Source organism: Streptomyces sp. NPDC042201 (assembly GCF_055582185.1).
Window position 1 is genome coordinate 218,621 of sequence record NZ_JBVJDS010000008.1, and the last position, 18,472, is coordinate 237,092.

At 69.8% G+C, this 18,472-nt stretch carries 18 protein-coding genes; 9 read left to right on the forward strand and 9 right to left on the reverse strand.

Annotated elements, in window-relative coordinates; translation table 11 throughout:
- Window positions 1-122 precede the first annotated feature (122 nt).
- Window positions 123-746, reverse strand: a complete 624-nt coding sequence (locus ACZ6MZ_RS21145; RefSeq protein WP_469353549.1) for a 2-oxo-4-hydroxy-4-carboxy-5-ureidoimidazoline decarboxylase — start codon at window positions 744-746, stop codon at window positions 123-125.
- A gap of 291 nt (window positions 747-1,037) precedes the next feature.
- On the opposite strand from ACZ6MZ_RS21145, the gene ACZ6MZ_RS21150 reads away from it, so the two are divergent.
- The 3 genes from ACZ6MZ_RS21150 to ACZ6MZ_RS21160 all read left to right on the forward strand — a co-directional run bounded on the left by ACZ6MZ_RS21150 (window position 1,038) and on the right by ACZ6MZ_RS21160 (window position 4,548).
- Window positions 1,038-2,675 carry a beta-N-acetylhexosaminidase gene (locus tag ACZ6MZ_RS21150; RefSeq protein WP_469353742.1) on the forward strand — a complete coding sequence of 546 codons (1,638 nt, stop codon included), beginning with the start codon at window positions 1,038-1,040 and terminating at the stop codon, window positions 2,673-2,675.
- A 182-nt stretch (window positions 2,676-2,857) separates the two neighbouring features.
- A complete protein-coding gene (locus ACZ6MZ_RS21155; protein ID WP_469353550.1) occupies window positions 2,858-3,685 on the forward strand; it encodes a DUF4328 domain-containing protein in 828 nt (275 codons plus the stop codon).
- Window positions 3,686-3,933: 248 nt separating this feature from the next.
- Window positions 3,934-4,548 carry a hypothetical protein gene (locus ACZ6MZ_RS21160; protein ID WP_389784048.1) on the forward strand — a complete coding sequence of 205 codons (615 nt, stop codon included), beginning with the start codon at window positions 3,934-3,936 and terminating at the stop codon, window positions 4,546-4,548.
- 168 nt (window positions 4,549-4,716) lie between these two features.
- Here the strand turns inward: ACZ6MZ_RS21160 and ACZ6MZ_RS21165 are convergent, their stop codons facing one another.
- The 7 genes from ACZ6MZ_RS21165 to ACZ6MZ_RS21195 form a co-directional block, all read right to left on the reverse strand.
- Window positions 4,717-5,079, reverse strand: coding sequence for a glutamate ligase domain-containing protein (locus ACZ6MZ_RS21165; protein ID WP_469353552.1), 363 nt, complete (start codon window positions 5,077-5,079; stop codon window positions 4,717-4,719).
- On the reverse strand, window positions 5,079-5,600 hold the full coding sequence (locus tag ACZ6MZ_RS21170) for a C39 family peptidase (protein WP_469353554.1): 522 nt from the start codon (window positions 5,598-5,600) through the stop codon (window positions 5,079-5,081). The genes ACZ6MZ_RS21165 and ACZ6MZ_RS21170 overlap by 1 nt, the downstream gene beginning before the upstream one ends.
- A gap of 37 nt (window positions 5,601-5,637) precedes the next feature.
- Window positions 5,638-6,729, reverse strand: coding sequence for a D-alanine--D-alanine ligase family protein (locus ACZ6MZ_RS21175; RefSeq protein ID WP_469353556.1), 1,092 nt, complete (start codon window positions 6,727-6,729; stop codon window positions 5,638-5,640).
- A complete protein-coding gene (gene dapF, locus ACZ6MZ_RS21180) occupies window positions 6,726-7,526 on the reverse strand; it encodes a diaminopimelate epimerase (protein ID WP_469353557.1) in 801 nt (266 codons plus the stop codon). The genes ACZ6MZ_RS21175 and dapF overlap by 4 nt, the downstream gene beginning before the upstream one ends.
- Before the next feature lie 320 nt (window positions 7,527-7,846).
- Window positions 7,847-8,689, reverse strand: a complete 843-nt coding sequence (locus ACZ6MZ_RS21185; protein ID WP_469353559.1) for a helix-turn-helix domain-containing protein — start codon at window positions 8,687-8,689, stop codon at window positions 7,847-7,849.
- Window positions 8,690-8,716: 27 nt separating this feature from the next.
- Window positions 8,717-9,229 carry a DUF6879 family protein gene (locus tag ACZ6MZ_RS21190; RefSeq protein WP_469353560.1) on the reverse strand — a complete coding sequence of 171 codons (513 nt, stop codon included), beginning with the start codon at window positions 9,227-9,229 and terminating at the stop codon, window positions 8,717-8,719.
- The gene (locus tag ACZ6MZ_RS21195; protein ID WP_469353562.1) at window positions 9,207-9,470 is read right to left on the reverse strand and encodes a hypothetical protein; all 264 of its coding nucleotides are present in this window, start codon (window positions 9,468-9,470) and stop codon (window positions 9,207-9,209) included. Before ACZ6MZ_RS21195 ends, ACZ6MZ_RS21190 begins: the two co-directional genes overlap by 23 nt.
- Window positions 9,471-10,097: 627 nt before the next feature.
- Between ACZ6MZ_RS21195 and ACZ6MZ_RS21200 the strand changes: the two genes are divergently transcribed.
- Both ACZ6MZ_RS21200 and ACZ6MZ_RS21205 read left to right on the forward strand, forming a co-directional pair.
- Entirely contained in the window at window positions 10,098-10,901 is an 804-nt protein-coding gene (locus tag ACZ6MZ_RS21200) for an RNA polymerase sigma factor (RefSeq protein WP_389784146.1), read from the forward strand.
- On the forward strand, window positions 10,901-12,124 hold the full coding sequence (locus ACZ6MZ_RS21205) for a hypothetical protein (protein WP_469353563.1): 1,224 nt from the start codon (window positions 10,901-10,903) through the stop codon (window positions 12,122-12,124). Before ACZ6MZ_RS21200 ends, ACZ6MZ_RS21205 begins: the two co-directional genes overlap by 1 nt.
- Window positions 12,125-12,335: 211 nt before the next feature.
- On the opposite strand, the gene ACZ6MZ_RS21210 is transcribed toward ACZ6MZ_RS21205, so the two are convergent.
- Window positions 12,336-13,223 (reverse strand): L,D-transpeptidase family protein, encoded by an 888-nt coding sequence (locus ACZ6MZ_RS21210; RefSeq protein ID WP_469353565.1) that lies wholly within the window; start codon window positions 13,221-13,223, stop codon window positions 12,336-12,338.
- 399 nt (window positions 13,224-13,622) lie between these two features.
- On the opposite strand from ACZ6MZ_RS21210, the gene ACZ6MZ_RS21215 reads away from it, so the two are divergent.
- The 4 genes from ACZ6MZ_RS21215 (at window position 13,623) to ACZ6MZ_RS21230 (ending at window position 18,171) form a co-directional block, all read left to right on the forward strand.
- Entirely contained in the window at window positions 13,623-14,552 is a 930-nt protein-coding gene (locus tag ACZ6MZ_RS21215) for a class I SAM-dependent methyltransferase (RefSeq protein WP_469353566.1), read from the forward strand.
- Between the two features lie 154 nt (window positions 14,553-14,706).
- Entirely contained in the window at window positions 14,707-16,305 is a 1,599-nt protein-coding gene (locus ACZ6MZ_RS21220) for an acyl-CoA mutase large subunit family protein (protein WP_389784069.1), read from the forward strand.
- 109 nt (window positions 16,306-16,414) lie between these two features.
- On the forward strand, window positions 16,415-17,071 hold the full coding sequence (gene leuE, locus ACZ6MZ_RS21225; RefSeq protein WP_469353568.1) for a leucine efflux protein LeuE: 657 nt from the start codon (window positions 16,415-16,417) through the stop codon (window positions 17,069-17,071).
- On the forward strand, window positions 17,068-18,171 hold the full coding sequence (locus ACZ6MZ_RS21230; RefSeq protein ID WP_469353569.1) for a pyridoxal-phosphate dependent enzyme: 1,104 nt from the start codon (window positions 17,068-17,070) through the stop codon (window positions 18,169-18,171). Before leuE ends, ACZ6MZ_RS21230 begins: the two co-directional genes overlap by 4 nt.
- Window positions 18,172-18,472 lie beyond the last annotated feature (301 nt).

Below are 18,472 nucleotides of genomic sequence, written 5' to 3' on the forward strand. Positions count from 1 at the left end.
TGTCGGTCGCGCCCGGCCGGGTACGGTCCACCGGCCCCGGCCATCGTAGCGACGAGTTGTCGGTTCGTTCGCCCGGGGTCCGTAGGTGTGATCAAACAGGCAATCAAACAGCCACGGACGGGCTACTGGGGTGCCCGAAATCCCTGCATTCCATATGAACCTATCGTCGCTCGATCACCCGAATGGCCGGTTTCCGGGGGGTATTCCGGATCGTGTCCCGGGTGGCGTCCCGGATCGTGTCCTGGATCGTGTCCCGGGTGGCGGACGAGCAGCCGGGTGATCCGGCCCCTGGCGAGCCGGCGCAGCTCGTCGGCGGCGACGGCCCGCTCGTGGTCGGGGTCGTGGCCGAGCCGGGTCCGGATGACGGCCAGCATGTGGTCGAGGTACTCCTCCGGCCGGTGTCCGTCGGGGCTGATCACGAAGGCGTGGCCGAAGCTGCTCTCGTACGCGGCGTGCGCGGCGCGCAGCGCGGTGATGGCCGCGGGCGGGGCGCTGTGGGGCGGCCCCGAGGACGATTCGTCGGCGAGCGCCTCGGTGAGGTCGGCGTGCGAGAGGTCGTAGCTGGCCTCGTCGGACGCGGCGAGCAGGGTGTCGAGATCGGCGTAGGGGCGGTGGGCGGCGAGCCGCTGGGCCCAGCGGTGGCTGCCGCAGCACGTGAGGAACGCGGCTTCCGCGGCGCAGGCCGGGGCGGCGTTGAGGAGGCGGAGGCCGTCCGGAGGGCCGGCCTGGGATGCACTGGACAGCATGGGCTCCTCGAACGCGGCGTGCGCGGGGCGCAGACGTGACGGCGGACGTGCCGGGCGTGCCGGATGCGGCAGACGCCCTGGCAGACGTCATGGCGGACGCGGTGGTTGAGCGGTGAACGGATGAATCTGCCGCAACCGTATCGACGCCTGGAGTGAATTGTCCCAGGGATGCTCGATTTTCACCCGGACGGGAGAGTTTCACCGCGCGCCGTGGACGTGGGCGTGGGACCTTCGCCGTAACTGCGTCATGCTTTTGCCGCGCTTTCCCCGCACATGGGAGGTTTCTGAGTGATGTGGATATCCCGGGGTACCCAGGTCGTGGGCACGGTTGTCGCGGTGGCCGCCACCTTCACCGTGGTGGGATGCGGCTCCGGGGGCGCGCGTGTCGGCTCGCCGGACGACGTGCGGTCGGCGTCCGCCGCCTCCGCCTCCGCCTCTTCGGCGGCGGCTCGTTCCTCCACCCTCTCCTCCGCGGCCTCCCCCTCACCGACGTACGCACTCTCGGTCGCGCCGCGATCCATACCCTCCGTCCGCACGCACGAGGCGGCCCGCGGTCCCGGCTGGCGGCCCGGCGCGAAGAGCGGGGTCGTGATCGCGACCGGCAGCGAGGGACTCGCCGACGAGGGCAAGCTGCTCTCCCAGGAGCTGAAGATCGCCTACCGGGGCACCGCCAAGGCGCGCGCCGGAGATGTCGAGCTGGCCCTCGCGAGCGGGGGCGGCGCGGCGGAGTCGTACACCCTGAGCGTGCGCGCCGGCCGGGTCCGGATCACCGGTCCCGACCAGGCCGGGGTCTTCTACGGCACCCGCACGCTCAAGCAGTCCGTGCGCGCCGACGGCGCGATGCCGGAAGGCGTCGTACGGGACCGTCCCGGCCGTCCGCAGCGCGGGCTGAACCTCGACATCGCACGCAAGTACTACACCCCGGGCTGGATCGAGGACCGGCTGCGGGAGATGGCCGACCTCAAGCTCAATCAGCTGGGGCTGCACTTCTCCGACGACCAGGGCTTCCGTATCGAGTCCACCAGCCATCCCGAGATCGTCTCCAAGCAGCACCTGTCCAAGGCCGAGGTGCGGCACATCCTGGCGCTGGCCAAGCGGCTGCACATCAACGTCGTCCCGGAGATCGACAACCCGGGCCACCTCGGCGCGGTGCTGCAGGTGTACCCCGCGCTCCAGCTGCGCAACGTCAACGGCACGCCCACGCGCGGCGCGATCGACATCTCCCAGGCGGCGTCCGCGCGGCTCCTGGACGATCTGCTGCGTGAGTTCGCCGGGCTGTTCCCCGGCCCGTACTGGCATCTCGGCGCGGACGAGTACCAGGCGCTGGTCGTCGCGGACCCCCAGGCGTCCTTTCCGAAGCTCGCCCAGCTCGCGGTCAAGAAGTACGGAAGCGGGGGCACCGTCCAGGATCTGACGACCGGCTGGACGAATGACCGCGCCGCGGTGATGCGTCCGTTCAAGCGGCAGCTCAGGGTGTGGAACGACGGCATCTTCAGGGGCGGTTCCGTCCAGGCCGACAAGAACCTGCAGGTCGCGTACTGGACGGGCAAGGAGATCGGGGCGCGGCCGCCGGAGGAGTATCTGAGCGCCGGCCGCACGATGGTCAACTACAACGACGAGTACCTCTACTACGTGCTCGGCCAGCCCAACGACTTCCGCTATCCCACCGGGCAGCGGATCTACGAGCAGTGGACCCCGCTGGTCCTGCGCGGCACGAACGCGGTGCCCGCGCGCTACTCGAAGCAGATCCTGGGCGGAGTGTTCGCGGTCTGGGGCGACTTCCCGAACGCGCAGACCCAGGACCAGGTGGCCAACGGGATCAGGCTGCCGCTGGCGGCGGTGTCCCAGAAGCTCTGGGATCCGGGCAAGCCGCCGCTGAGCTGGAGCGGGTTCACGGCGCTCGCCGCGAAGGTCGACGGGAACGGCTGAGGCGACGGCGGAGTCGGCGGCGGAGGGTGGGCGGCGCACGGCGCGCGGCGGATACGGACCGCGCGCCGCGCCGAACCCTGTGGACAGGGCGTGCGGCGGACACATATCTTCCGCTGGCGCCCGGGGAGGGCGCGTTCAAGAACCTTGGGGGGTTCCACACCATGCTGTGTACGGACTGCCGTATGCGAGCCGCGGTCACCGCGGACGGACTGTGCGACATATGTGCCACCGAGCGGGCGCGGACGGGCGGGACGGCGGGACACCTCGCGCCGCCGGCGCCCCCGCCCGCGCCTGCGCCCGCGTACGGCTACCCGGCCGCGCCCGCTGTCGCTCCGCCGCAGCTGGCCTCACCGGTCGGGCTGTCGCGGGCCGTTGTCGTACTGCTCTGTGCGGTCATCGCGGCGGATATCTTCGCGCTGGCTGCCGGAGCCAATGTCTACGGGCTGATGTCCGATGTCCTGGCCGAGGACTTCGGGGCCTTCACCGACGCGGACCTGGACCGGGCCGACTGGCTCTACGCCGGGTCCGGCGTCGCGCAGCTCCTCGCGCTGCTGGCGGCGGCCGTCGTCTTCATCGTCTGGTTCGTCAGGGTGCGCAAGAACGCGGGTGTCTTCGCCCCGGACCGGCACCGGATGGGGCCCGGCTGGGCCATCGGCTCGTGGTTCGTGCCGTTCGGCAACTTCTGGCTGCCGCGCCGGGTCGCGGGCGACATCTGGGCGGCGAGCACGCAGGACGAGCCGGACGGAAGCCGGCGCCCGGTCTCGTACGCACTGGTCAACGCCTGGTGGGCGGCGTGGGTCTGCACGCTGCTGCTGGGGCGGTACGGCTCTCGTATGTACGACCAGGCAGAGGAGGCCGACGCGGTCAGGGAGGCGGCGGGTGTGCTGTTCGCCGCGGACCTGGTGGATGTGCTGGCCGCCGTGCTCGCGATCCTCTTCGTACGGAAGCTGACGCGTATGCAGCACCTGAAGGCGACGCAGGGACCGCTCGCGCCGGCCCCGCCGCTGTAGCGGACGCCGCTGCCCGGGTCCGGCACGCCACCGGCGCGATCCCGCCGGACCGGACCTCGGGCAGCACCCGGCGGTCGGCGGCCGGATTCATTCGTCGAAGATCCGTTTCTCCCCTTCCTCGGCGGCAGGCAATTCCGGCGTACCGGGCCTTCCTGGCCTAACGCCCCGGGTTGCATGATCTACGAGTGACGTATTCCAGCCGTTCGGCGCTGTAGGGGTCAGTACTGCGTCCGCGACGGGAGACGTGAATGAGCCTGGTGAAGCTGATCGCACAAGCGGACGAGCGCGGTCTGGCCGCGAGCGGGCTCGCCTGCCTCGACCGGTGTCTGCCGCTGCTCGCCGAGGAGCCCGATGTCCTGCGGCCGCTGTGGGCGGGCATCGTGGACGGTGAACAGGACTGGTCCGTACGGCTGGCGGCGGCCAGGGTCGCCCTGGACCACGCCGTCGACGAGGAACCCGCCGAGAACGTCGCCACCGCGCTCGTACGGACCATGCTCGGTTCCGCGCCGTCGCAATGGTCGGCGGAACCGCTGCGGCTCTGGGCGGACACCTGCTCCGTCGTCGCGCTGGAGATCCACCGGACGTTCGACGCGGTGAGTGAGGACGGGAACGACGCCGCCGCGGAGCGGCTGGCGCGCTGCCGCGAGGACACGGCGGAGGTAGCGGACGCGGTGGACGGGGCCGAGGGCGCGTACGGCGTCGGCCCGCTGGTCGCCAGTGAACTGCGGCGCCAGATAAGGATCCTGGAGATCCTGGCCGAGACGCCGGGGGCGCCGGGACTGCGCCTGGCCATGGACCACTCGACCGAGGGACAGCGGGTACTGCGCGCGGTGGTCTCACGCCGAGCGAGGGCAGAGAGCTGACATCCCGGGAGCCGCTGAGGTGACCGGTTCCGGCCGGTCCGCCGTCGAACCGCTGCGTCCGCTCGGCGGCCTCGGGAGGACGACCGGGGCCGCCACAGACATGCCCCAGCGGTCTCGTCGACCCGCCGGTTCAGGAGACAGCGACGGGGTGAGCGAGCGGAAGGCGGCTCAGAAGCCGGTGATGGGTTGTCCGGTGAGGGCTTGCGCGATCTGCCAGAGCTGACTGGCGCGCGATGCCTTCACGAGTACCACGTCGCCGGGCTTGAGGATGGAGTCGAGGTAGGCGGCAGCGGTCGTGTTGTCGCCCACCAGCGCGATATCCGGAACGCCTGCCGCGCCCGCTGAGAGGGCGAGCTGCTTCGCCATGGGACCGCCGACTGCCACCACGAGATCGACACCGCTCTCGGCTGCGAAGCGCCCGATCTCGCGGTGGGCTTCTGCTGCCCCGTCGCCCAGCTCAAGCATCTCCCCGAGTACGGCGATCTTTCGGCCGCCCTCGGCCTCGGTCGTGTCGCCGACCGCCTCGGTCATCAAGACTCTCCGTTGTTCAGAGGCGCGAAGGTGATCGCGCGGCCCGTGTAAGAAAGGGACAGGCGGCTGAGGGGGACTCGATCATGCGTCTGGCCCCACGCGGAAGGGTCTCGGATGAAGACCGCGGGGTCGGGGCCGTCCTCGTAGCCGTGCAGAATTACGAGGTGGCCGCCTGAGCGGCCGTCGTCGGGGAACTGTTCTGTCACTGACACGATCATGGGTGCTTGGCCGAGGCGTTCGAGGAGGTTCCCCGCCGGGATCGGCTCGGCGCGGGAGGGGACGCCGAGGTCGGTGGCGAGGTTGGCGATCCCCGCGTGAAGTGCTCCACGCGGGGTCAGGACCTTGTCCTTTTCCGCGAGTTTCAGCAGCTCCGTAACCGTTGGAGCTTCGCGCCCGTAGGCGAGCAAGATCATCCGGAGTGACGCCAGGCCGCACGCCCGGTTGGACCATGCGATCCGATCCCCGAGGGCCCAGCCTCCGTGTAGATCCCACTCGGCGGAGTCGATGAGCTGTCGGCACATGGGGACATCGTGGACGCGCGGCACAGCGGGCTGGCTCCTACGGTGAGACGGCAGCCTCCCGAGTCGACTTGGTGCTGGGGAACGCGGGAGTGGGCAGGGGGACATCGTAAGGCTGGCGGGCGAGCGCCTCGTGAAGCATCGCCAGGACGACATCCGTGTGCGTGAAGCCGAGCGTAGCGGCGCCCACCACGAAGTTGCTGACACGCGACATGCCGGGGGTGGAGTTGACCTCCAACACGTACGGCTGGCCGTCCGAGGTGAGCATGAAGTCGATGCGAGCCGAGCCGCGCAGCCCGAGACCGTCCCACAGCGTCTTGACCTGCCGGGTGATCTCGCTCAGCACCTTGGGTGCCAGGTCTGCGACCTGCACGGCGACGGCTCCACGGGAGTCGGCGTCGAGCTTGGTGTCGGCGTCGTAGAACTCGGCGTCGGTGGCTTCCGTCGCCAGCGGTGGGAAGGTGGCGACGGAGCCGCCCGGCAGTTCCAGGAGCCCCACGGTCAGCGGCGTGCCGGTCAGGTACTCCTCCACGAGTACGTCGTCGCCCGTTTCGCCGGCCGCGTCGGTCAGCGCTCGTCCGAGGTCCGCCTGCTCGCGAACGAGGCTCATGCCGACGCTGGAGCCTCCGAAGGGCGGCTTCACCATCACGGGCCGCCCGGTCCAGGCCGCCGGCCCACCCGACCATACGGACCAGCCTGGGGTGGGCACCCCGAGACTGAGCATCACCCTCTTGCAGAGGATCTTGTCGGCGGCCACTGCGGACGCCGAGACCCCGCTCCCGCAGTACGGCACGCGGAGGTAGTCGAGGAGGCCCTGCAAGCGTCCGTCCTCGCCGTACGGGCCGTGAAGGTTGGAGAGGGCCACGTCGTACGAGGCCAGCTCCTCGATGAAGCTCGGCTCGCAGGGGTTGAGCACAGTCCAGCGTGCGCCGATCTCGTCCAGAGCCTGGGACAGGGCGGTCACGGAGCGCTGCTCGATGGGGCACTTCGAGTGGTAGAGCCGATCCTCGGCCGAGACCGGGCCGTGGATGAGAGCGACGCCGAGACCCTGGCGGCTGTGCCCCCAGGCGCGAAGGTCGTGGATGGCCTTCTGCGTAGTGGGGTCCGTGCCTGGGTTGAGGAAGAGACTCATGCGAGTAACCCTTCGAAGGTGTGGGTGACCGGGCCGCCAACCCATCGCGTTTGCTCCGGCCGGTCGCTATGTGGCCGGACGCTGAGTGGTTCCCCGGCGCGGTTGTGAACGGTGACGGGGCGCGCAGAAACGAGTCCCCGCATGGTGGCGATGACGACGGCCGCGACGGCTCCACTGCCGCACGACAGGGTTTCCGCTTCGACTCCGCGTTCGTAGGTGCGGATCGTGAGCGCCTGGTTGCCGGCGGCCTGGACGAAGTTGACGTTCGTGCCGAGCGGGGCAAGGTCGACGTGATGGCGGATCAATCGCCCCACCAGAACGGCGTCGATGGCCTCAACGTCGTCCACGACGGCAACGACGTGCTCGGTGCCCGTGTACGCACTGTCGAACCACGTCGGCTTGCCGTTGACCATGGCCTGCACCCGTCGCGGGCGGATCGCGCCGACCTCGGCCGTTACCCACACCGAGTCGTCGCTGACGACCGCTTCGTGCGTGACCCCCGCCATGCGGAGGCCCATCTCCTGGAAGCCGTGATCACGGTGCGCGGCCCACGCGGTACACCGCAAGGCGTTGCCGCACATGGCTGCGATTGACCCATCCGCGTTGAAGCAGCCGACTTCGAGAAGGGCAGGGCTGTTCGCAATCAGGCTGCTGACGACCAGGCCATCCGCACCGACTCCGGTTCGTCTGGCGCAGAGGCGCTCGGCCTCCTTCGACCAGTCCTTGTCGATGCCCGGTTCGAGATCGGAGAACAGGACGAAATCGTTTCCCGCTCCGTGGATCTTCCGGAAGCGCATGGCAAAGCTCCTCGTGTCGTGCGGTGACAAGCAAGATGTAGGCAGCAAGCGCCAAGAGAGTCCCGCAGTAGATGAGTTACTGGTTGCGTGGGTTGTGGTGGCCATCTGCATCCCGAGCACGACATCGGTGCGCGAGGAGATTGTCTCAACGTCGATGGGGGAGGGGCGAATGCCGTTACTCCGGCTGCTCCCAGTGCCTTGCCGGTACTTGCCACAGTCATCACCGCTTCGCCCCTCCGGAGCACGATTTGAGCCGTGCTGCACAAGCTAGGAAGGGAGAGAGGCGAGGCTCCACGAGTGTGCCGGAACGTGCCCGGAGTTCACCCGAGAGATTCGATCGCAGCCGTAATGATCTGCCTTGCTGCCGCGCCGTAGACGGCGAGTTCCTTCAACTCGGCAAACGTCCGCGAATACATGGAAAGTTCGTGGTCCTGTACGACGGTGAGGTGTGCGGAGACCAGCTCGACGTTCACGGTGGTGTCGTCGTACAGGAAGAATCCCTCGACGGGCCAGAGCGTGCGGTCGACATCCTGCGGAATGATCCCGAGGCTCACCGAGGGCAGCGCCATGACGCTGAGCAAGTATCCCAACTGCCCTGCCAGCACGTCCGCTCCGCCGATGCGGTACCGGAGTGCGCTCTCCTCCAAGAGGATGGCGAACGTGTGGTTCCCGTAGACGATGTTCTGCTTTTCCACGCGAACCTTCACGGCCGCCGGCACATCGTCCTTGAGGCCGCGACGGTCACGGATGGAAGTCAGAAGGGCGGTGATGTACGACGCCGTCTGTACCGGGCCAGGGATGAGCCACGGCGAGTAGATGCGAAACCGTTGGGTGCGTTCCCACAGGGGGAGAACCGACTCCTGCGCCAACGTGAGTCCGTCGCGTTCCATCCTTTGCCACTCGACGTACATGCCGTCGATTCCGCGGGCTGTCGAGATGAGGTCTTCGGCCTTGCTCTCCGCCCCGCAGGCAGAGCACCAATCGCGAAGGTCGCGTTCCGAGGGCGCACGGGTGCCGCTCTCGAAGCGCGAAGCCTTCGACTCGTGCCAGCCACAGCGTCTGGCCAATTCCCGCTTGCTGATTCCGGCTGTGCTCCGGATCTCAGCCAGGCGTTTCCCGAGCGCCTTGCGGGCTTCCTGAACGCTTGAGGATGGCGATGTCATGTCGTCGCGACGGCGCTGTTCGACCTGTCAGGACAACTCGAACTCTGAGTGTGGCGTTGCTCGCGTCCACACGGCCTCGAAGGCAGATTCGCAGAGCTTCGCCACCTCTGGGTCTTCGGTGAGTTCCATGTCCATGTTCTCGCCCTCGCCGTCGAAGTGGTTGAGGAGAACGAGGCTGGAGTCGAACAGCCAGAAGTCGTTGCCGGGGAGTGCGACAGCCGTCGCTCGGCGACGCGAGAGCCAGCGCACGTCTTCGCCGGCGGCAATGTTCAGCCCGTCCGTCACGGCGTGCTCGAACCGGATGTACTCGCTGACGGGCGTCGACACGATGCGTGCCCGGCGGACCGCGACACCTCGTGCGGTCGCCTCTGTGACGATGCTGTGCCAGTTGGCCCAGCGCTCAGCGGGGTCGAGGGTCTTACCGGCCTTCCAGTCGATGAAGGCCGGGTCCGACTTCATGTACGCGTCGCGCATCTCCAGATGGACAGCCGTCCTCTGGCAGTCGCGGAACAGCTCCTCAAACGTCGGAGTCCTCGTCATCCTCTTTCACCTCCGGTTCGGCGTCCTTGGCGCTCTGCTCCATCTCCAGGAAGAACTGCACCATGCGCCGGGGGATCTCCACCACCGACTCATGGCCGGGGATGTCCATCTGCCCGAGGCGCTCGGTGTCCTCCACCTTCCACCCCTGCACGAGGTAGTTGTCCTTCTCCTCGTCGAGGTAGATCGTGGGCGAGCCGCCGCTAGGGCTCTCCGGGTCTTTGCCGAGCTTGATCAGGGCCATGAGGTTCTCCTCGAACGCCGATGACGATCTGTGTGGCAGAGCTTGCCCACGACTGACCTGCGGAGCGAGGAACTTGCCGAAACGTGCCAGGACCCGTCGAGGATGCAGCTTGTGCGGCGGGGAAAGAGCGACGAGCGACTGATCGGCTGCCCCGTCCCAGGACAAGGCGCGACAGGCCAGAGAGAGGCTGGACCTTCCCGAGCGGTTCCGCATCCCCGACCGGCGTCACAGCAAGGTCACCAACGACCTGGACGCGGGGGAGAACCCCGTGGAGGTCTCCGCGAATGTGAGGCACCTCGCATGAAGCGCCGGGTCGGTTGGTCACGCGATTGGTCACAGCGGCGGGCGGCGGCCCGTATCTCCCCAGGTCATAACGGGAGACATCGGGAGGACGACCGGGGCCGCCACCCCCCACAGGAGAGGCCCCGGTCGCCGTCCGCCGGGGCCGCAGTGCGGCCCCGTACTCATATCAGCGCCATGGATGCGTTTTCTGTCACACCGCACAACGTCAGCAAGTTGTTGCTGGTTGTACAAGTCATGGACGCGGCCCCCGACAAGGCCGTAGCGTGCAGAAACGCGTGGGCGGCGCGGCAGTGACCAGCCGCGATTTCAGGACAGGTTGTGGGAGTGCTGGGGGACGACGCGGAGCTGACCGCCGCGGTGCTCGCGGCACAGGACGGGGACGAGGACGCCTTCCGGACTGTGTACCGCGCCGTGCACCCGCGGCTGTTGGGCTATATCCGGACGCTCGTCGGCGAACCCGACGCCGAGGACGTGGCCTCCGAGGCATGGCTGCAGATCGCCCGCGACCTCGACCGCTTCAGCGGTGACGCCGACCGGTTCCGTGGCTGGGCCGCCCGGATAGCCCGTAACCGTGCCCTCGATCACATCCGGATGCGGGGCAGGCGCCCCGCGGTCGGCGCCGACGAGACGGAGCTGTCCGGGAAGCCGGCCGAGTCGGACACGGCGGACGAGGCCATCGAGGCGCTCGCCACCGGCCGGACGATGGCGCTGATAGCGCAGTTGCCCCAGGACCAGGCCGAGGCTGTTGTGCTGCGGGTCGTGGTCGGGCTCGACGCGAAGAGCGCGGCCAAGACGCTGGGGAAACGTCCCGGCGCGGTACGGACGGCCGCCCACCGGGGGCTCAAACGGCTGGCAGAACTGCTCGGTACGGACGACTGCCCCGGTGGCTCGGACGTCGTGTGCGGTGCGGGTGGCGGGGGAGACGGACCCGTTTCCGGTGGCGCCGGCGAAACCGCTTACTCCAGGGATACGGGACCTGCCGAGGGTACGGCCGCCGACCCGGTCCACGCCTCCGCAGGTCAGGGCGCGGGACTCAGCGTCGTACCGCCGCAGCGCAGCGCTCGGCCGGAGGCCGCGGCCTCCGCGGGTGTGACGCATTCGCGCCTGCGGACGCAGAAGGACATGTGATGGCCGACGAGCGTGACGCGTGGCTCGACAAGGACGCGGCGGAGAGATTGCTGCGCGGTGAGCCGGTCGAGGCCGCGGACGAAGCTGTCCGCGCCCGGGCGGAACGGCTCTCCGGTGCCTTGCGCGATGTGGCGGCCGTCACGTACGCAAACGATGCCGAACTCCCGGGCGAGGCGGCCGCCCTGGCTGCCTTTCAGCGTGCCAGGAGCGCCGGCGGCGAGCGCGCGGGCCGGATGCGGGCGGGGGAACTGCTCGGGACGGTACGGCTCGCTCCCGCGCCCCGGGCCCGGCGCGCGGCGGTCGGCCGGCCGGTGCGGATGGGACTCGTCGCCGCGGTGGCCGGATGCGCGCTGGGCGGGATGGCCGCCGCCACGGGCGCCGGCGCGCTGCCCTCTCTGTTCGGCGGCGAGCACAACCCCGTGCCGGCGAACTCCGTCTCGTCGGTCCCTTCTCCGAGACCGCTCGCATCCGGCTCGTCCGACGGCGGCAGCTCGGCCGGTCCGTCGGACGCCCCGGCCGGTACGGGGCAGCCCACGCCCGAATCCTCGTCGGCGGCGGACCCCGGGAAGGGGCACGGCGCGGCGCAGGACGGCAAGCACGGAAAGCGCGGGAAGGGCGAACCGGCGGGACCGGACAGCGGGCACGGCGACCGGCCGGGTTCGCCGGACAACGACGCCGGCGCGTGGTACCTCAAGACGGTCGAGGCCTGCCGCGACTACCTCAGCGGCGAGATCGACGCGGCGCGCAGGGACGCGCTGGAGTCGGCGGCCAAGGGGCCGCAGGGGGTCGAGCGCTTCTGCGGCCGGCTGCTGGCCGGCGACGGCAAGGGCGGCGGCGGGGACAAGGGCGGTAAGGACGAGGGCGGTAAGGACGACGGGGACGGGGACGGTTCACCGGGCGTGCCCACCGCGCCCCCGACCGTGCCGCCCATCTCCTGGTCGCCGTCCCCGTTCGAGCCTCCGGCGCCAACGCCGACGCCGACCGTGACACTCGAGCCGACCTCGCCGCCCGAGCCGACGGCCACGCCTCAGCTGACCCTGGCGCCCGACGCTTCCCCTGACGCGGACGCGGACGCGGACGTGGACGTGGACGTGAACCTGAACGTCGATGGTGCCGTGGACGCGGACGCGGACGCGGACGTGAACCTGAACCTGAACGTAGACGTGGATGTGGACGCGCACGTCGGCCTGAGCCTCGGCATATCGCCCCTCGCCCGCTCCTGACCTGCTGGTTCTCCCCGTTCAGAGATCAGGTGTGACGTTTTTCCGGACCGTGACGCAGTAGTGAGTGAGCCGACTGGTCATCGGCCGCGCATCGAGCCGAGGTTCCCCCCGTACCTTCGGCTCAGCGCATCGGCGCGGGCGGGACACGTTCCCCCGGTCCCGCCCGCGCCACCTCTCCCTCCGCGCCGTGAGCCGGCGCCGCGTGCGGCCGCTACCAGTAGATGACGACCTTGTCGCCGTTGCGGACCTGCCCGAAGAGCGACGCGATCTTCTTCTCGTCCCGGACATTGACGCAGCCGTGCGAGGCGCCGGAGTAGCCGCGGGCCGCGAAGTCCGCGGAGTAGTGCACCGCCTGGCCGCCGCTGAAGAACATCGCGTACGGCATCGGGGTGTCGTACAGCGTCGAGACGTGGTGCCGGGACTTCCAGTACACCTCGAACGTGCCCTCGCGGGTCGGGGTGTACTGCGAGCCGAAGCGGACGTCCATCGACGACTTCACCGTGCCGTCGATCATCCACGAGAGCGTGCGGCTGTTCTTGCTGATGCACAGCACCCGCCCCGTCATGCACCGCGGATCGGGCTTGGCGACCGGCTTGGTGGTGGGCGGACGCAGTTCGTCGCGCGTCGGCTTCCTGGTCATCCCGAGCAGCTTCTGCCAGGTGTCCGTGTCCGTCGTGCCGGTGCGCGGCAGACCGCGCTTGCCCTGGAACGAGGAGACGGCGGTGACCGTGACGGAGCCGTAGTAACCGGTGGGGCTGCGGTCGAAGTGGCCTATCTGGCGCAGCCTGGCCTGGAGCTCCCGTACCTGCTCGCTCTCCGCGCCGCTCGCCATCAGCGTCTTGGGCTTCGCCGCGCTCGGGGTGGGCGCCGGGGTCGTCCTGGTGTCGGCGATGGGCCGCGGCGGCGCGGTCGACGGCTCAGAAGGCTCGGCCGGCTCGCTGGGCTCGGCCGGCTCGGGCGTGGGCGTGACACGCGCGCCGCCGGCCGGCTTGGCGTCGGCCACCGGCCCGCTGTTGGCCGGCTGCACCGTACAGCCGACGCTCACGGCCAGCACGGCGGCCGTGGCGAACCCTCTGCACAGGCCGGATTTCGTGAGCATTCTCGTCCCCCCAAGTATTTCCCGTGTCCCAAGGCAGCTGTTCTGTGGTTGGCGGCTGTTCTGTGGTTCAGACGGTTTTCCGTCCGGCGCGGTTGCGTAGCGCGTACGGAGCCTCCCGCCGGAGTCATCTTCCCTTGACGGGAGGTGAATTCCAGCGGGCGGTTCGCCAAAAAGAAAGTACTTTCCGCCATGTTCTCCGGCCGGGCTGACATGATCCCGCGCATGGAGAGCGGCGCTGCCCGTTCTCCCGCGCGGCGGTGAGCCGGAAACCGCCCGCCGCGCCTCGCGGAAGATCATCCAGTCCACGAGACAAGCCCAAGAGACCTACCCAAGAGACATAAGAGACATAACAGAAGCGCACTTTCAGTAATTCCTGTTTCCTCGTGAGGGTTCTCTGTCATGACGACCGCATACGAAGACAAGCCGCGCCCGCGTGAACTCAATGACGTTCGCGGCTGGTTCCCCCCTCTTGATCAGGTTCTCTTCGAGAGGCTGCTCACCCGTCAGGAAGACCGAGGCGAGCGGGGCGATCTGCTGGAGCTCGGCGTCTTCATGGGCAAGAGCGCGATCTTCCTGGGCCACCATCTGCGGGACGGGGACCGGTTCACCGTCTGCGACCTCTTCGAGTCGGAGGCCCCCGACCTGGCCAACAGCGCGGAGACGGCGAAGTCCTATCCGACGCTGACCCGGGACGCGTTCGAGCGGAACTACCTCTCCTTCCACGACGAGCTGCCGCGCGTGCTCCAGGCGCCCAGCTCCGTCATCCCCGGCGAAGTCGAGCCGAAGTCGTGCCGTTTCGTGCACATCGACGCCTCGCATCTCTACGAGCACGTGTACGGGGACATCGGTGCGGCCCGGGAGCTCCTGAAGCCGGGCGGCATCGTCGTCCTCGACGACTTCCGCTCCGAGCACACCCCCGGCGTCTCCATCGCCACCTGGGAGGCGGTGCTCACGCGCGGACTGCGCCCGATCTGTCTGAGCACCCAGAAGCTGTACGGCACCTGGGACGACCCCGAGCCGATCCAGGACGAACTGATCGCCATGGCCGAGGAGCGCGAGGACTGCGACCTCAGCGTCCAGCAGGCGGCGGGCCACCGGATCGTACGGCTGAAGAGCCGGGGCATGACGGCGCCGGACTTCCCCTTCTCCAAGTACCACACGGAGGAGACACCGGTCCCGGCCGAGCTGCCAGGACCCGAGCCGGTCGCGTCCCCCGCGGCGCCCCGGCGCAGGTCGGCCCGGTCCCGGGTCCGGCGCGTCGCCATCGATGTCCTGCCGCCCGTGATCACCCGCGCGGTCCAGCGCAGCAGGGCCCAGCGCCGGGCGTGAGCGCCGCTGCGAGGCGGCTTCCCGCGTGTGGCCCGCTACTCGGCGCGCACCCGCCGCTACAGTCCGTCGCGAAGGCTGTCGCGAAGGCCGTCGTCACCGGAAGGCGGCGGCGGCCGGCGGATGGCGGCGGTCGGTCCAGCGGGAGGCACAGCAGATGGCGCGCGAGCCCGGCAGCGTACGAGTCACCGAGAGCGGACTGCCCATCGAGCCGGTCTACGGCCCTGACGCGCTGGACGGGTGGGATCCCCGGGAGAAGCTCGGCGAGCCGGGCTCGTACCCCTTCACCCGCGGCGTCTACCCGACGATGTACACGGGCCGGCCCTGGACGATGCGTCAGTACGCGGGCTTCGGCACCGCGGTCGAGTCCAACGCCCGCTACCGGCAGCTGATCGCGCACGGCACGACGGGTCTGTCCGTCGCCTTCGACCTGCCGACCCAGATGGGGCACGACAGCGACGCGCCGATCGCGAGCGGTGAGGTCGGCAAGGTCGGGGTCGCGATCGACTCGCTCGACGACATGCGCGTACTGCTCGACGGGATTCCGCTGGACCAGGTCTCCACCTCGATGACGATCAACGCGCCCGCCGCCCTCCTGCTCCTTCTCTACCAACTGGTGGCGGAGGAGCAGGGCGTCCCGGCGGCGCGGCTGACCGGCACCATCCAGAACGACGTGCTCAAGGAGTACATCGCGCGGGGCACGTACATCTTCCCGCCCAAGCCCTCGCTGCGGCTGACCGCGGACATCTTCCAGTACTGCCGGGCCGAGATCCCCCGGTGGAACACCATCTCGATCTCCGGCTACCACATGGCGGAGGCCGGGGCCTCGCCCGCGCAGGAGATCGCGTTCACGCTGGCCGACGGCATCGAGTACGTACGGACGGCGGTCGCCGCGGGCATGGACGTCGACGACTTCGCGCCCAGGCTCTCCTTCTTCTTCGTGGCGCGTACGACCCTCCTCGAAGAGGTCGCCAAGTTCCGCGCCGCGCGCCGCGTCTGGGCCCGGGTGATGCGCGACGAGTTCGGCGCGAAGGACCCCAAGTCGCTGATGCTGCGCTTCCACACCCAGACGGCCGGGGTGCAGCTGACCGCGCAGCAGCCCGAGGTCAATCTCGTACGGGTGGCGGTCCAGGGGCTGGCGGCGGTCCTCGGGGGTACGCAGTCGCTGCACACCAACTCCTTCGACGAGGCCATCGCCCTGCCGACGGACAAGTCGGCGCGGCTCGCGCTGCGTACACAGCAGGTGCTGGCGTACGAGACGGATGTCACCGCGACCGTCGATCCCTTCGCCGGCTCGTACGCCGTCGAGCGGATGACGGACGAGGTGGAGGCCGCCGCGGTCGCGCTGATGACCCGGATCGAGGACATGGGCGGCGCGGTCGAGGCCATCGAACGGGGCTTCCAGAAGGGCGAGATCGAGCGCAGCGCGTACGCCGTCGCGCGGGAGACGGACAGCGGCGAGCGCGTGGTCGTGGGCGTCAACCGCTACGCGATGGACGAGGAGGAACCGTACGAACCCCTGCGCGTCGACCCGGCGATCGAGGCCCAGCAGGCGGCCCGGCTGGCCCGGTTGCGGGCGGAACGCGACCAGGGCGCGGTGAACGCGGCGCTCACCGCGCTGCGGAAGGCCGCGGAGGGCACGGAGAACGTCCTTCACCCGATGAAGTCGGCGCTCAAGGCGCGGGCGACGGTGGGGGAGGTCTGCGACGCGCTGCGGCAGGTGTGGGGGACGTACGTGCCGACCGACGCGTTCTGACCGAGGCGTTCTGACGTTCCGCATCCGGCGCGGGCCACGGAAGGGGAGCGTGAGTCCGGTCGCCGGACGCCTGGTGTGAGGGGCGGGCGCATGTGCGACACTCCGGCACATGCTGGGTGTTACTGATCTGCCGACCTATCTGATCGGCCTCGTCCTGATCGTCCTGCTGCCGGGACCGAACTCGCTCTATGTGCTCTCGGTCGCGGCCCGCCGCGGGACCGGGCCCGGATACAAGGCCGCCGCGGGCGTCTGGTGCGGTGACACCGTGCTCATGGTGCTCTCCGCCGCGGGCGTCGCGTCGCTGCTCCAGGGCAACGCACTGCTCTTCGGGATCGTGAAGTACGCGGGCGCCGGGTATCTGACCTGGCTGGCCATCGGGATGATGCGGGCGGCGTGGTCGCTGTGGCGCAGCCGGCACGAGAGTACGGAGGGGGCCGGCGAACCCGGTAGCGCGCCGGAGGCCGTCGAGCGGCCGTACCGCCGGGCCTTGGTGATAAGCCTGTTCAATCCGAAGGCGATCCTGTTCTTCATCTCGTTCTTCGTGCAGTTCGTGGATCCCGGCTACGCGCATCCCGCGCTGTCGTTCGTGGTGCTGGGAATCCTCGCCAACGTGGCCAGCGCGCTCTATCTCTCGGCCCTGATCTTCGGCGGTACGAAGCTGGCCGCGGCCTTCCGCCGCCGCAAGCGCCTCTCGGCGGGGGTGACGAGCGCGGCCGGAGCGCTGTTCCTCGGCTTCGCCGTGAAGCTTTCGGTGAGCAGCGTATGACGGCGGGGATGGCGGGGACGGCCGGGGCGGGCGGTACGGACCACGGCCCGGCGTCCCGCGTGGTGCTGGCGAGCTGGCCGACACCGCTGGAACCGGCACCCCGGCTGGCGCGTGCGGTGGGGCTCGGCCCCGACGACCTGTGGATCAAGCGCGACGACCTCATCGGGCTCGGCGGCGGTGGGAACAAGGTCCGCAAGCTGGAGTGGCTCTGCGGCGCGGCGCTGGCGGCGGGCGCGAAGACGCTGGTCACTAGCGGGGCCCCGCAGAGCAACCATGCCCGTCTCACGGCGGCCGCGGGCGCCAGGCTCGGACTGGGTGTCGTCCTGGTCCTCGCCGGAAACCCGGATGACTCCGCCTCGGGCAACCTCGCGCTCGACGGACTCCTCGGCGCGGAGATCGTATGGGCGGGAGACGCGGACGGGGCCGCGCTCGCCGAGACGCTGAAGGAGGTCACGGAACGCCTGCGGCGCGAAGGGGCAGCGCCCGCGCTGATCCCGTTCGGCGGATCGAGCGTGACGGGAGCCCTCGGCTACGCCGAGTGCGGCCGCGAACTGCTCGCCCAGGCACCCGACCTGTCGCAGGTGATCACGGCGGTCGGTTCCGGAGGCACGATGGCGGGGCTGGTGCACTCGCTGGGCGGCGAGCGGGTGCTCGGCGTCCATTGCGGCGCGGTTCCGGACCCGGTGCGGACCGTGAGCGACCTCGTGGCCGGACTGTCGGCGGAGGCTGCGACGGCGGACGGCGTCGTGCCGGACGGCGTCGTGCCGGAAGGTGAAGCGCCGGAAGGTGAAGCGCCGGAACGTGTCTCGCCGGACGGCGTCGCGCCGGACCGGCTGAGGATCCGGCTCGACCAGGTCGGGGACGGATACCCGAGCCTCACGGAACCGGTGAAGGCCGCCATGAGCATCGCGGCGCGTACCGAGGGAATCATCCTGGACCCGGTCTACACGGGCCGGGCGATGGCGGGCCTGATCGCGGCGGTCAAGGACGGAGACGTACGTCCTGGCCGGCGGACGGTCTTCCTCCACAGCGGAGGACTGCCGGGCTTCTTCGGCCACAGCGCCACAGTGACCTGGGCGAAGAACCCCGGGCTCCAGTGACCCGACCGGACGCCCCCTAGCCGAAGCGCAGGTCCGTGCTGGTCGTGATCTCGCCGAACCGGGGGAGGTCGAGCGTCACCGCGGCATGCTCGGTCCGCTCCATGGGGCCTAGGGCCTGTCCGGTCGATCTTCGTGGATCAGCCCGCGGCGTCTGGTGCGGTACATCGCAAGGCGGAGGATCGTCCTCGTACTGGACGTACTTGGACGACTCCGACAACGCGGCGAGGTGCCGTGCCGGGCGTCGCGGGCCCGCGAAGATCGACCGGACAGGGCCTGAGTGACGCCCGAAGCGGTTCGTTCG

Bases quoted from the DNA above. Each gene is read 5' to 3' on its own strand.
- ACZ6MZ_RS21145 (WP_469353549.1), bottom strand. From the start codon at position 746: ATGCTGTCCAGTGCATCCCAGGCCGGCCCTCCGGACGGCCTCCGCCTC.
- ACZ6MZ_RS21150 (WP_469353742.1), top strand. From the start codon at position 1,038: ATGTGGATATCCCGGGGTACCCAGGTCGTGGGCACGGTTGTCGCGGTG.
- ACZ6MZ_RS21155 (WP_469353550.1), top strand. From the start codon at position 2,858: ATGCGAGCCGCGGTCACCGCGGACGGACTGTGCGACATATGTGCCACC.
- ACZ6MZ_RS21160 (WP_389784048.1), top strand. From the start codon at position 3,934: ATGAGCCTGGTGAAGCTGATCGCACAAGCGGACGAGCGCGGTCTGGCC.
- ACZ6MZ_RS21165 (WP_469353552.1), bottom strand. From the start codon at position 5,079: ATGACCGAGGCGGTCGGCGACACGACCGAGGCCGAGGGCGGCCGAAAG.
- ACZ6MZ_RS21170 (WP_469353554.1), bottom strand. From the start codon at position 5,600: ATGTGCCGACAGCTCATCGACTCCGCCGAGTGGGATCTACACGGAGGC.
- ACZ6MZ_RS21175 (WP_469353556.1), bottom strand. From the start codon at position 6,729: ATGAGTCTCTTCCTCAACCCAGGCACGGACCCCACTACGCAGAAGGCC.
- dapF (WP_469353557.1), bottom strand. From the start codon at position 7,526: ATGCGCTTCCGGAAGATCCACGGAGCGGGAAACGATTTCGTCCTGTTC.
- ACZ6MZ_RS21185 (WP_469353559.1), bottom strand. From the start codon at position 8,689: ATGACATCGCCATCCTCAAGCGTTCAGGAAGCCCGCAAGGCGCTCGGG.
- ACZ6MZ_RS21190 (WP_469353560.1), bottom strand. From the start codon at position 9,229: ATGACGAGGACTCCGACGTTTGAGGAGCTGTTCCGCGACTGCCAGAGG.
- ACZ6MZ_RS21195 (WP_469353562.1), bottom strand. From the start codon at position 9,470: ATGGCCCTGATCAAGCTCGGCAAAGACCCGGAGAGCCCTAGCGGCGGC.
- ACZ6MZ_RS21205 (WP_469353563.1), top strand. From the start codon at position 10,901: ATGGCCGACGAGCGTGACGCGTGGCTCGACAAGGACGCGGCGGAGAGA.
- ACZ6MZ_RS21210 (WP_469353565.1), bottom strand. From the start codon at position 13,223: ATGCTCACGAAATCCGGCCTGTGCAGAGGGTTCGCCACGGCCGCCGTG.
- ACZ6MZ_RS21215 (WP_469353566.1), top strand. From the start codon at position 13,623: ATGACGACCGCATACGAAGACAAGCCGCGCCCGCGTGAACTCAATGAC.
- ACZ6MZ_RS21220 (WP_389784069.1), top strand. From the start codon at position 14,707: ATGGCGCGCGAGCCCGGCAGCGTACGAGTCACCGAGAGCGGACTGCCC.
- leuE (WP_469353568.1), top strand. From the start codon at position 16,415: ATGCTGGGTGTTACTGATCTGCCGACCTATCTGATCGGCCTCGTCCTG.
- ACZ6MZ_RS21230 (WP_469353569.1), top strand. From the start codon at position 17,068: ATGACGGCGGGGATGGCGGGGACGGCCGGGGCGGGCGGTACGGACCAC.